Origin of the sequence: Brevibacillus sp. B_LB10_24, from assembly GCF_046036945.1 — a bacterium.
In the GTDB taxonomy this organism is placed as follows: domain Bacteria; phylum Bacillota; class Bacilli; order Brevibacillales; family Brevibacillaceae; genus Brevibacillus_C.
Genome location: NZ_JBJQOQ010000023.1, coordinates 1 through 12820, shown reverse-complemented (window position 1 = coordinate 12820; position 12820 = coordinate 1). Strand labels below are relative to the sequence as shown.

Here is a 12820-nt window from a genome sequence, read left to right as displayed (position 1 = left end):
AATATTCAAACAACTTCAGGCGAGCTGAAAATACGGCAGCGTCAGGTCATCGTCTACCTGTTCAAATGTGACTTCCACCCGGTTGTCAATGGCGATCTTCTCTCTATCTCCAAGGATGCGGGTCATCATTCTGACCCCCTCTTCCAGCTCGACGATCGCCACGACATAGGGAGTCTCATAGGGGCCAAATGCCCGATGTACGACGGTATAGCTGTATATCCGCCCACGGCCGCTTGCCTTCTCCCATGAGACGCGCTCGGAAAAACAATGCGGACAGAGCGCGCGCGGATAGAAAATGGACTGATTGCAGTCGCCGCAGCGCTGAATCAGCAATTCTCCCCGCTTCAGCCCCTCCCAATAAGGTCTTGAATCGTCGTCGATCAGTGGTTTTGGTATCTGCCCGGCCACGTTTAATCCCTCCCTAAAATCAAGGTAGAAGTAGACGAGAGCACTCCGCCTGTTCCGTTGACAAGTGCCAGCTTGGCATCGGGCACCTGGCGTTCTCCGCATTCGCCCCGCAGCTGCCGCGCAGCCTCGATCAGCAGGAAAATCCCGTACATACCCGGATGGCAGTAAGAAAGCCCGCCGCCATTCGTGTTCATCGGAAACGGTCCGCCCGGTGCCGTCCGCTGGCCGCTGACAAACGCGCCGCCTTCTCCCGGTTTGCAAAAACCCAGTGCTTCCAGCGTCAACAGCACTGTGATCGTAAACGAATCGTAGATCTGCGCTACGTCTATTTCATCGTGTCCGACCCCGGCCATCTCAAACGCCCGCCGGCCCGATTCCCTCGCACCCGTCATGGTGAGGTCCGGCATGTTGGAGATCGTATTGTGCGTATGCGTCTCGCCGTGGCCGAGGATCCAGACCGGCCGCTTTTTCGCGCGGGCCGCCGCCCGGCGGGAAGCGACCACGACGGCTCCTCCGCCGTCCGTCACCAGACAGCAGTCCAGCAGGTGCAGCGGCTCGGCGATCCACCGTGAAGCCAGTACGTCGTCGATCTCGATCGGTTCGCGCATGAACGCCTTCTCGTTGAGTGCCGCCCATTTGCGCGTGGCGACGGCGATCTCCGCCAACTGCTCCGAGGTCGTGCCGTACAGGTGCATGTGACGCATGGCCGCCAGGGCATAAGCGCCGACCGGAGTCGGCAAGCCGAAGGGCCGCTCGTACTGTTCCGTCAGCGGCACAACAGGCATGGAGCGATTTCGCGAGCGGTCCGTCCGCTGCGTGCTCCCATAGGTGATCAGCGCTACGTCAAACAAGCCCGCCTGGATTCCGGCAACAGCATGGCAGATGTGCAGTTCAAAAGATGATCCGCCAATATTGGTGCCATCGGTATAGGACGGGCGGATTCCCAGGTATTCCCCGAGCATGAGGTTAGTCGCCCACGCCCAGTTTCCCGCAGTGAATAAGGCATCGACATCATCTTTGGTAAATCCGGCATCATCCAGGGCCGCCCGAGCCGCCTGGGCCTGCAGCTGCAACACATTTTTTCCGGGTGTTTCGCCCAAGTCCGACTCCGCGACGCCGACAATCGCCGCTACCCGTTCTGATTTCACTTCGCTCATCCCTCCTATAAAACGTCAAGTATGCTATTTATTTCCTTGCAACGGCCGATCGTGCCTGCGGGCCGCATACACCCATGCCAGGTAAACGCCGATCGTAAGGAACATCAGAGCAGCCGAGAAAAAATAGGGGACTGGTTCTTTTAGCGTAAACAACCAGCCCGCGATCAACGGTCCGATCGTTCTCCCCAAACTGTTAAAGGTAAACTGTGCCCCGAAGCTGCTGCCCTGCGCATTCTGCGAAGTCCGGACCGATATGGCCGTCGTCATCGCCGGATAGGCGAATCCCCGGCATAAAGCCAGAAGGGCGATGGCAGCGAATGCCCAGGCCAGCCAGTTCGCCATTCCCAGCGTAAAATAGCCGAGCGATCCGAAGGCAAAACCGAGTACAATGGTCGCCGTTTCGCCATACCGGCCGTATACCCTGGAGAACAATAACCCCTGCGTAAGCGCTCCCATTCCGCCGTTTACCATAAATCCCCATCCAGCCATGGTCTGGGTCGAGTGCAGGTGCCCGGTCAAGTAGTAGGCAAGTGTTGCCGTAATGCTGGCATCCGCCAGGGCGAAGACAAACGTTCCGAACAGAAACGGTGCCGTCATCCGGCTCCCCAGCGCCCCTGCCCGCCTGCTCGGCCGGGGTAAAAGCGCAGCCTTTGTATTGCTGCCGACGGGATCTTGCCTCAAGGGCTCCTCGCGCGGCAGCAGCCGCAGGGCAATCAGGCCGTTTGCCACTGACAACAGGCCAACCGTGAAAAAAGGAACCTGAAGTCCGATCACACTTAAAAATGCCCCGACCGGCGGTCCGAAGATAAAGCCGATGCCGTTTATCGCCCCCATGTAACCAAGTGTCCGGGCGCGCTGCCCCGGCTTCGTCCAATCGGCTGCAAGCGCCAGTGAAGCCGGCATCACAGCCGAAGCGAAGAGCCCGGAGAGGAAGCGCAGGGTGAGCAGCACCGCGACATGGGGGGCAAATCCCAAGAGAGCTGACGAGACACCATAGCCGACGATGCCGCAGATAAGTACGGGACGTCTTCCGAGGCGATCGCTTAACACGCCCCACAGTGAACTTGACAAGAGCTGGGCAATTGCAAATACCGATAAGGCTAACCCCATCTCAAACGATGTGGCCCCAATGTGCCGGGACAGAAACGGCAGAGTTGGCAGGATGACTCCGTAGCCGATATTGGCGATAAACATGGTGGACATCAAAAACAAGATGGTTATCGACACGGGGGCTCCCCTCATCTTCCGATTTTCCCCCGGACTACCTCTGCTTCAGAAAGGTGATCGTCGCTTCGCCGTGCGTGACAGCTTTGCCCTCCTCTTTCTCCGCAGAGATCTCAAAGTCGACCGTACGCGCCTCTTCGTTCTTTCCGGTTACCTTGGCGCGGCAGGTCAAAACGTCACCCGGCCGAACCATTCCGGCAAAACGCACCTGCAATCGGCTGACAAATCCATTCGGACCGGCCATCCGTCCAGTGTATTGACCGAGGAATCCCATGCTCAGCATGCCGTGCGCGATCACCCCCGGCAGCCCTACCTTTCGGGCGGTTTCGTCATCGGTGTGGATCAGGTTAAAGTCCCCTGAGGCTCCTGCGTACTTCACCAACTGCACTTTTTCAATCGCAGGTTTGACAAGCGGTTCCACCTCCAGTCCGACCTGCAGTTCCTCCCAGTTCAAAGCCCGCATGCGGTTTGCCTCCTGTCAGCGTAGGATAATGGTGCTTTTTCCGCGAAACACCAAGCGGCCGTCCAGATCTTCCCCCCGCACCTCCGTGACGAGGAAGGTCATCGCCCCCAACTTGCCTTTTCGTTCATACACGTCAATCACTTTGCTGACGCAGCGCAAGACGTCGCCGGCGACGATCGGTCTTTCGTAGGCGTATTCCTGCTCGCCGTGAAGCACGCGGCTCAATTCAAATTTCACCCGCGGATTAGGCACCCTGAGCGTTGTCGGAAACGTCGGCGGTGCGACAAGGCTGGCGTAACCATGCCGTTTGGCAAACTCCTCGTCATGGTACAGCGGATTATCGTCGCCAATCGCCTGGGCAAATGCGCGAATGGCCCCCTTTTCGATCTCATGCACCTGCGGTTCGCTGGCGCTTCCGATCACACTGCGGTCGATCAGCATCAGTGCCCCCTCCTTTGGAGAATATGTCTCATGGTCATCCCATCAGCTCGCCTACCTTGACGTGTCCTTTCAACAGGTTGCGGGCAATGGTCCGCCGCTGAATTTCATCTGTGCCTTCAAAAATCCGCCACAGCCTCGCTTCGCGGTACCAGCGTTCGATCGGCAGCTCCTTGGTGTAGCCCATGCCGCCGTGAATTTGCAGCACCCTGTCGACCACCTGGTTGGCCATGATGGCTCCGTGCAGCTTCGCCATCGAGGATTGGTGACGGGCATCCAGCCCCTTCTCGGCCATCCACGCCGCCCGCAGGACGATCCACTTGGTCGCCTCAATCTCGACGGCCGAATCGGCGATCATCCACTGGATGGCCTGCCGTTCGGCGATCGGCTTTCCGAAGGTGACCCGCGTTTTGGCGTAGTCAATGCCCATCTGCAGCAGCCGCTCTGCTGCCCCGACCGCTCTGGCAGGGATGACCCAGCGGCCCTGGCCGATCCACTTCATCCCCAAGGCAAAGCCTTTGCCAAGCTCGCCCAGGATGTTTTCTTCCGGAACGCGAACGTTTTCGAAAATCAGCGAGGCCGGCCCCCATTCTCCCATGGTATGGATGTATTCGGAGCGCCATCCCATGTCGCGGTCGACCAGGAAACAGGTTACCCCGCCGTCTGCCCCTTTCTCCTTGTCCGTCACGGCGAAGACCATGGCAAAATCCGCTTCATTGCCGTTTGTGATAAAGATTTTCTCTCCGTTGAGCACCCAGTGGTCGCCGTCTTTTACCGCTGGCATCCGGATGTTTCTGGCGTCCGAACCGGCCCCCGGTTCCGTCAGGGCGAAGCAGGAGCGGCGCTCACCATTGATCAGGGGAATCAAATAGCGCTTTTTCTGTTCTTCATTGCAGTGGTAGAGGATATTGTCGGCCGAACCCCCGAAAGAAAACGGTACAAACGTTCTGCCAAGCTCCATCGTGATCAGCGCGGTCATGATCGGTCCCAGGTTGGCCCCGCCGTACTCCTCGGGTGTGTTGATCCCCCAAAAGCCCATCTCTTTTGCCTTCAGCTGCAGACTGCGGATCTCTTCGCGGGTAATGCCCGGCTTGCCTTCGCGCTCGTTGCGCAGTACCTGTTGTTCCAGCGGCATGATTTCGTTTTGAACGAATTCGCGCACCGTCCGCTGCACCATTTTCTGCTCGTCACTCAATGTAAAATCCATCGTCAGGCCTCCTTTGGAATAAATGTTTTTAAAGGGAATAAAAGTTAACGACTTCCTCCGTTGACGTAGATCACCTGACCGGAGACATAGCTGGCATCATCGCTGGCCAAAAAGGCCACGACATTGGCGATATCCTCCGGTTGGCCCACCCTTCTCAGAGGGATGCGCCCGGCTGCAAGCTTCTGGTTTTCCGCAAAATCGACGCCGACGCGTTCTGCCGTCTGTCTGGTCATGTCTGTCACAATAAAGCCGGGAGCTACCGCGTTTACATTGATGTTAAAGGGCCCCAGCTCGATTGCCAGCGTCCTCGTAAAACCCTGCAGGCCCGCTTTCGCTGCGGAGTAGTTCGCCTGGCCGCGATTGCCCAGTGCGGAGGTGCTGCTAGTGTTGACGATTTTCCCATATTTCTGTTGGACCATGTACTTCTGTGCGGCCCGGCTGCACAAAAAGCTTCCCTTTAAGTGGATGTTCATCACGGTGTCCCAGTCGTCTTCCGACATTTTGAACAGGAGATTGTCACGAAGGACGCCCGCGTTGTTCACCAGGATATCGACCCGCCCGAACTGTGCCGCCACTTCCGCTACAGCCCGCTCCACCTGCTGGGCATCGGCGACGTCACAGCCGATCCCGACCGCTTCCCCGCCATCCGCTTGAATCGCCTGCACGGTATCGCGGCAGAATTCCTCCTTCAGATCAAATACGCCAACCTTCGCTCCTTCCCGGGCCAACCGCTTTGCCGTAGCGGCGCCGATCCCTCGTCCTGCCCCTGTGACAATCGCTGCCCTGCCATCCAACCGACTCATCCTCATCAACCTCCTGAAAGATTATCACAATGCCGCTTGGCGCTGCCCTGCCCCTCACAAGCCCGGTACAAGATGACATCGCCCTGCTGGGCGGCGGCCACCAAGCCCCGCGACTCCAGCAGATCCAAATGCCCTTGTATCTCCGACAGGCCCAAGAAGACGGCCCCCGCCTTCAACCAGGGAAACATGGCGCAGCTCAACTCGTAAACCGTCCGCGGTCCGGCTTGCAGGAGCCGCCGGATTTGCTCGCATCGCTCGTGCTGTTCCAAAAAACGCTGATTGATCACCTGGCGATGCCCCAGATACGGATCGCCATGCCCGGGATAGATCATTTTCCACGGCAGATCGCGGGCACGATTGAGTGAATCGCGCAGCTGCAAGAGCGGTTTTGGCCGTTCACGATCGCCCGGCTCGGGCGGGCTGATGAAAGCGTTTGCCGAAATCTTCTGCAGCAAGTAGTCGCCGACAAATACGTCTCCTGTCCCAGGACTCCACAGGCAGAGATCGGTTTGACTGTGACCTGGCACCTCCAGCACGTGAAATCGGTCACTACCCGCCAGTACTGTATCCCCGTTTTTGAGGTAGCGGATGTGCTTCCAGACTTCTTCGCGGTACTGCCGGCTGCGATTCAAAAGACCGACAGCTCCGCACTGCGAGACAAACGCCTGCATAAACGCTTCTGTTCGGTCAAACTCGCGGCGGCCCCCAGTGAGAACTGTCTTCGCCCGTTCGTGAACAAATACAGGGACATCTGCCTCGCTTTGGATCGCCATCACTCCGCCGCAGTGATCGAGATGCATATGTGTGACGATGATTTGGCCCACATCCGAAAAGGAAAGACCGACTGCCGCCAACCCGTCGCGCAGCTGCTGTACGGATTCTTCTGTCGGAAGCCCCGTATCCACCAGGGTGACAGGATCGCCCAATATTACGTAGACATTTACATCCCCTTCCGCAAAGTGAGTTTTGATGTTGATTTGAATGATCTTTGCAATGTCGATTTCCCCCTCTCCTTGTAGGTGTTGCTGAACTCCGCCGTCTGGCAAAAGGTTTTAGCAAGTTGCATACCATAGAGGAAAGGAAGCGTCCCGACGGGTCATCGGCGGCCGGAACAAAGCGCTGCAGTTCACGCATGATGCACGGATGACTTACTCCTGCAAGATAGCGGGAGAAAGGCAAGTTTTTTTTGTATCAGTAATTCATTTTTGTATCACTTCCCGCTGTGCACCCAAAAAAACAGACACTGCACAACTGCAGTGTCTGAGTTCATCTTATCCATGATTACTTGATTACCTTCACGAAGCGAACGCGTGATTGTCCCCTTCCGTCTCCTTCCCCACCACTCATCTATGACGGAGATCACTTTTCCATAGGTTACATTGCGTATGTCCATCGCTTTCCCCCCAAATTACAACTTGTATTTTTTCAATTTTCTCACGATCGTAGCCTGGCTGGTTCCCAGCTCTTCCGCCATCTTATAGGTGCTGTTGTACTTCCGCATCGCGATGGCGAGTATCTCCCGCTCCGCGATCTCGGCCGCTTCCTTTAAGGTCATCACTTTGGTATGGGCAGAAGCCGCTGCCGATCCCGGCTCATCCTGCTCCCGGTACTCGGTGGGCAGGTCTGCCAAGCCAATTACGTCTGACGGGACCGTCAAGATCAGCCGCTCGATCAGGTTGGTCAGCTCCCGGACATTGCCCGGCCAAGCGTATTGATAGAAAAAGCTCTCTACCGCTCGATCCAGTTTTTTCGCGGTGTTGTACTGTCTGTTCAGCTTATGGAGCACGGAACGGACGAGAGGCAGGATATCCTCTTTTCGCTCTCGCAGCGGAGGGATAAAGAGCGGGATGACATTGAGCCGGTAGTACAAGTCCTCGCGGAACGAGCCCTGCTTCACCATCTGTTTGAGATCGCGATTCGTCGCGGCGATCAGTCTCACATCGATGTCTTTTGGCTTCGTTGCTCCGATCCGCTGAATCTGCTTCTCCTGCAGAACCCGCAGCAGCTTTACCTGTAAGGGAAGCGGCAGTTCGCCCACCTCGTCGAGAAACAGGACGCCTTGGTGGGCAAGCTCGAACAGTCCGGGCTTTCCCGTCCGGCTGGCGCCCGTGAACGCGCCCGCTTCGTAGCCGAACAGCTCCGATTCCAACAGATCATGGGGAATGGCGCCGCAGTTGATTTTAATAAACTCGCCTTGCTCGCTCCGGCAGCTGACACGGTAGATATGCCTGGCCAAGACGTCCTTGCCTGCCCCGGTTTCCCCGAGGATCAATACCGTGGCGTCAACGTCGGCGATCCGATCGGCTACATCGTATATCTCAAGCATGCTTCTGCTGTTGACGATGACATCGGGATCGATCCGTTTCGCTTTCAGCTTTTCCAGCTCTTTTCTGTACTGCTGATTCAGCTCCAGCGCTTTTTTCAATTCATTGTAAAACTGGTTGAGCTCGGTCAGGTCGCGGACATTCGTGATTACTTTGGCAATCTCGCCCGCTTCGTTTAAAATTGGCATGCCCGTCGCAAAACGCTTGTTGTCGGTGAGATAACTTGACGTATAGATATAATTCACCGGCTTCTTCTGCTCGAGGACTTTCAGCGTAATCGATGTCTTCATCAGTCCCCGCGCTATCAAATCCTTGACATTGTGGTTGATATAGCACTGCTTGGGGTAGCCGGTGAAGCGCTGGATGGCCGAATTTGTCTTCAGCGTGACGCCTTCCCGATCGGTAATATAGATCACATCGTTGGATATTTCCATCACTGCATCCAATTCCTGCTCCAAATCGCTGATTTGTTGCTGCATTCGCTGCACGAAAGATCCGTCGAAGACGACGTATGCGTGACGGTCCTGTTCTCCGTCCCCCGGATCACTGGCGAACAGGAGAAAGCAGCGATCTCTGAAGAAGGCTGTAACGAGCCTGTCATCAAGTGCCTCCCATCGTTCGAACAGCGATTCTATCGCAACGCCGGAAATAGCGCCTTCGATCAGCTTGGCAAAGAGGAGATTGCAATCTTCGATGATCCCGCCGGAACTGACGAAGACGATCGGAAATGGCAGGGAGTCCAAAAAACAGGATCGTTCCACCGATTATCCCTCCTTTAGCCCTCTAACAAAAACCACAATGGTTCTACTACAGGTATAACGATAATCATCCGCGAATATGACAAAAAGTCGAATGTCTTTCTCCAGCCCGCAGAAAGTCCCTTACTGTTTTAGCAGCAGATCCCCACGAAGCGCGTAACGCGCTGAAGGCGCCGGCGTCTCTGGACCATCCTGTATCGTTATGACCAGATACCTGTTGTCAGCCAAATAAACAGATGACAGCCGAACCGTATCCGCTTGTTTGGCCCGCAGGCTGTTTTCCATGGAATCGTTGACGCTGGCAAGCTCAAAACGGTCGCTTTTCCAGCGAAGGATCTCCACATTCTCCCAGGTCAAGTGCACGGCTGGAGATTGGAGGATAATTTCCGCAGAGTCTTTCCCGCTTCCGCCGGTCAGCAGAGGAACGCCAAAACTGTGGAAGCTTGACCAGGCCCGAGAAGAGAGATCGTACATGATATATTCAAACCCGGTGTGAGTGGATCCTACCCCGCCGAGCAGGATCCGCTTGCCGTCTTTCGCCGCAAATGTCTGCCCGATCATATGTGTCTCGATGTCTTCTAAATGAAAACCCAATTCGTAGAAGATGATGCTTTGCTTTTGAAAGCGCAAGATGCCGTGAATGCGCTCAGGCATATTCCCTCCTTCGCTTGGCTCCAGATAGAGGTCTACGGTGACAGGAGTCCCAGCAATCTTACCGAAACGAAGCGTTTTTTTCTTTTCCCACCGATCTGTTGACAAGTCCTGTCTCCACTGACTCGATTCTACCGGGTGAAAACGCAGCAGTACCTTCTCGGGGAAATCCGGAAAAACAGTCGGTTTCGGCGGGTTAGTCACTTCCAGTGATTGCGTCATTCGCACCAGCATTACGTCCGTCTGGATTGCTTGGTGAAAGCCGGCAACCGCGATCATAGAGCCCATGATCAAATGTACGAGACATAGCATGTGCAGCATCTTCCCCTCCCCTTTTAATGGATCAGCTTGCTCTCTTTCGCCTTCTGCATCAGCGGTTCGGTGACGCGATTGATGTGCCTCTTCAAGGCCAGTCCGATGATGAGCGTCACTGCCACATAGACTCCCATCACCAACAGGTCTTTCCCGACGATATCCCAGAGCATTCCCCCCACCGCTTCCCGCATCATGCTGATCGCGTAAGTAAACGGCAGCAGGGGGTGAATGGCTTGGAAAAACGGAGGCGTCACCTGAATCGGAAAGGTGCCGCCGGAACCGGCGAGCTGCAGCACCAGGAGGACAATCGCCATCGCTTTGCCGACATTTCCAAATACCGATACCAGCGTGTAGACCATGAGCATAAAGACCGCGCTGATGAGCATGCCGAAGAGCACGAACCAAAGTTTGTCCACGACATACGTTCCCAGAATCCAGATGTCGCCCAGCGTGACCATCAGTGATTGCAAAACCGCCAAGGTCAAAAACGTCAGGTAGCGTCCAAAGTAAATCTGGTAGCTGTGGTAACCTGCCCGATCATGCACTTCCACCGTAAGCAGGGACACGAGCAGCAGCGCGCCTACCCACAGTGACAGGGTCGTAAAGAACGGCGACATGGCGGACCCGTAATTGGGGATGGGAAACAGCTTGTTTTCTTTCAAGAGAACCGGTTCGGAGAAAAATTCACTCTCTTTTTGGACATTGTTTTTCAGCAGATTGATCAGTTGGTCGAGCGTTCCTTCTTTCTCCAGCGTGCGGATCAGATCAGCCAGACTGGTGATGTTCGCCTTGATCGCGGGCAAATTCTTCTGGATCGCGAGCAGTTCCTGATTGCCGATTGTCAGACCTTTTGCGGCATCCTGCAGCAGCTGCTGCACATCGGGTATCTTGTGAAGCGAGTCTGTCAGTACGTCGTAAGCGTTGTGCGCTGAGGCTTTCGCCCGCTCCACCCCGTCTTGGATGCGGGGCAATACCTCGTCGTCAAACCGATCCAATAGATCCCCGATCACTGCGGAAGCATCCTTCGACAGCTGATGGAGGTGATCGATCACTTCATCTGCCGGACGTTCGCCTCGGTTGACCACATCTTGCAGCGTGCTGACGACAGACAATTGCTGCTGCAGATTGCCGTTGATTCGTTCCAGCTTATCTATCACGAAAGCGAGATTGTTTCCCCCTGTAAGCTGATTCAAGCGGTCAAACAGCGACAGCAGCCTCCCTGTCGCATCGATTGCAATCGTCAGATGGCGGGCAGTCCTGTCCAGCGCCGAAGTCAGAATAGCAGAGTCGATTTTGACATCCTGCAGCATCGCTGTCAGCTGCTCTGCAGCTATCGCGGTTTGCTGCAGCAACACGAGATTTTGCTTGACATTGGGAGCGATCTCGGTCAGCGCCTCTGAGCTCTGGTCAAGAAATTGGCCCAATCGCTCGGTGAAGTGTTGTCCGTCGACAGCCAGCTGCGTCACGATAGGAAGATTGGCCTGTGCTGTATGGATGATTTCATTCGCTTTCTTCGTATCGTCCAAGGCAACCGTGGTGATTCGCTCTATTTCGGGAATCGTCGACTCCAGCTTGAATACCAGATCCCTCACCCTTTCAATGGTGGGCCGCTGCGATTCCAAGCCGATCCCGATCTCATTAAAAATAGAAAAAATAGTCCCATTCGCCGTTTTGACAAAGTTGCGGCTGACTTCTTCCACAATGCCGCTTGCACCTTTGGCTGTAATCTTCGGGGCGATCGCATTGATTTTTTCGTTGACGGTGTAGATGATCTCCGCCTTCTGGGGGTTATGAGTTAGCACAGTCCCGATTTTTTCCGAAAAGTCAACAGGGATCAGGATGCTTGCATAATAATCTCCATGCATCACCCCCTGCATCGCCTGTTGCTCATCTACGAAAATCCATCCGATATTCTTGTTTTCCTTCAAGGAGGATTGAATCTCATTCCCGATGTTGATCGGAGTGCCTCGCAGGGTTGTTCCTTTGTCCTGATTGACGACGGCAACCATGAGACCTCCCGTTTGTCCGTAGGGATCCCAGGAGGCTTCAATGTTAAACCAGGCGTAGAGCGAAGGCAAGAAGACCAGCCCGAGAATAACGACGGCCGCCACCCAATTCGTTACAATATTTCTGCAATCCTGTGTAAAGATCATCCCTATCTTTTTCATGTTCATCTCCGGGTACGTTGCTGTTTTTTATTGTTGCCCATTTTCTTCCTTATTTTTCGCTTTCCTTCCGATATAATCCCTATTCGACAAAAAAATCCCCGTTCCCCCCTTTCATATGGCCGAAAAGGGGTGACCGGGGTCCCAAGGGTTACAGGTTGTCCATCATTTTCTCTTTGCTTCCGCTTTTAAGTCAGCCAGTATTTCCTTTGCTGCCCGCTGGCCTGTCTCGACAGCGCCATTCAGATATCCCTGGTGATCGATTGAAGTGTGCTCTCCGCAGAAAAAACAATTGCCTTCCCGCTCACCTTCGGCGCCGAAGAACTTCGTATACTGACCGACGCGATAATAGCCGTATGAACCTCTGGTCCACTTGTAGCCCGCCCAGTAATCGACGGTTGCCTTGCCGTTCCACTTCGTTGTAATCCCAGTGTATGCTATCAACATATCCTGCAAAACTGGTGTTTTTGCCATTCTATCATACCCACCGAGAGGACTCCCTCTTCAAGCGCCACAGGAAGCTAGGGGGGAGGTGAATTCATGTCCGATCATCACTACAATACGTTTCAAATCTGCATCAACAAACGGCCTCGCTTCTCTCCTTATTGTAAACAGATGTGTCAACAAGCTAAGCATTTATATAACACTACAAATTTTTATATCATACAATTTTACTCTGCACTCCGTCAACAAAAACCCCTGAAACCCCTGCAAAAATAAGTACTGAACAAGATCCATCTACATATCGACGCGATGAACGAACGACAACGCCAAGCCTATCGGTTAAAAGTGGAAAAGGAACAGCAAAAACCTATGGAACAACGAAAAGAGATTCGATGCAATGAATTCGTCTTGCCGTCTGAGGAAAATCCTTTAATCGACTATCATTTTCTGGATAGCCTATTCA

13 protein-coding genes are annotated in these 12820 nt (G+C 54.7%); all 13 read right to left on the bottom strand.

Translation table 11 applies throughout. The features are described 5' to 3' along the window. Nucleotides 1-15 precede the first annotated feature (15 nt). Nucleotides 16-408, bottom strand: a complete 393-nt coding sequence (locus ACI7RC_RS18880; RefSeq protein ID WP_408109763.1) for a Zn-ribbon domain-containing OB-fold protein — start codon at nt 406-408, stop codon at nt 16-18. 2 nt (nt 409-410) lie between these two features. Then, the gene (locus tag ACI7RC_RS18875) at nt 411-1565 is read right to left on the bottom strand and encodes an acetyl-CoA acetyltransferase (RefSeq protein ID WP_408109762.1); all 1155 of its coding nucleotides are present in this window, start codon (nt 1563-1565) and stop codon (nt 411-413) included. Between the two features lie 24 nt (nt 1566-1589). Then, on the bottom strand, nt 1590-2792 hold the full coding sequence (locus tag ACI7RC_RS18870) for an MFS transporter (RefSeq protein WP_408109761.1): 1203 nt from the start codon (nt 2790-2792) through the stop codon (nt 1590-1592). A 34-nt stretch (nt 2793-2826) separates the two neighbouring features. After that, nucleotides 2827-3252, bottom strand: coding sequence for a MaoC/PaaZ C-terminal domain-containing protein (locus ACI7RC_RS18865; RefSeq protein ID WP_408109760.1), 426 nt, complete (start codon nt 3250-3252; stop codon nt 2827-2829). Between the two features lie 15 nt (nt 3253-3267). Further along, entirely contained in the window at nt 3268-3693 is a 426-nt protein-coding gene (locus ACI7RC_RS18860; RefSeq protein WP_408109759.1) for a MaoC family dehydratase N-terminal domain-containing protein, read from the bottom strand. Between the two features lie 34 nt (nt 3694-3727). Continuing rightward, nucleotides 3728-4897, bottom strand: coding sequence for an acyl-CoA dehydrogenase family protein (locus ACI7RC_RS18855; protein ID WP_408109758.1), 1170 nt, complete (start codon nt 4895-4897; stop codon nt 3728-3730). Between the two features lie 44 nt (nt 4898-4941). After that, nucleotides 4942-5700: a beta-ketoacyl-ACP reductase gene (locus ACI7RC_RS18850; RefSeq protein WP_408109757.1), complete on the bottom strand. Its 759-nt coding sequence runs from the start codon at nt 5698-5700 to the stop codon at nt 4942-4944. Between the two features lie 5 nt (nt 5701-5705). After that, on the bottom strand, nt 5706-6746 hold the full coding sequence (locus ACI7RC_RS18845) for an MBL fold metallo-hydrolase (protein WP_408109756.1): 1041 nt from the start codon (nt 6744-6746) through the stop codon (nt 5706-5708). Nucleotides 6747-6910: 164 nt separating this feature from the next. Next, entirely contained in the window at nt 6911-7093 is a 183-nt protein-coding gene (locus ACI7RC_RS18840) for a hypothetical protein (protein WP_408109755.1), read from the bottom strand. Nucleotides 7094-7108: 15 nt separating this feature from the next. Continuing rightward, nucleotides 7109-8785: a sigma-54 interaction domain-containing protein gene (locus ACI7RC_RS18835; protein WP_408109754.1), complete on the bottom strand. Its 1677-nt coding sequence runs from the start codon at nt 8783-8785 to the stop codon at nt 7109-7111. A 120-nt stretch (nt 8786-8905) separates the two neighbouring features. Beyond that, on the bottom strand, nt 8906-9754 hold the full coding sequence (locus tag ACI7RC_RS18830) for a hypothetical protein (protein ID WP_408109753.1): 849 nt from the start codon (nt 9752-9754) through the stop codon (nt 8906-8908). Between the two features lie 14 nt (nt 9755-9768). Beyond that, entirely contained in the window at nt 9769-11916 is a 2148-nt protein-coding gene (locus ACI7RC_RS18825; protein WP_408109752.1) for a YhgE/Pip family protein, read from the bottom strand. 162 nt (nt 11917-12078) lie between these two features. Next, nucleotides 12079-12387, bottom strand: coding sequence for an FAD-dependent oxidoreductase (locus tag ACI7RC_RS18820; protein ID WP_408109751.1), 309 nt, complete (start codon nt 12385-12387; stop codon nt 12079-12081). Nucleotides 12388-12820 lie beyond the last annotated feature (433 nt).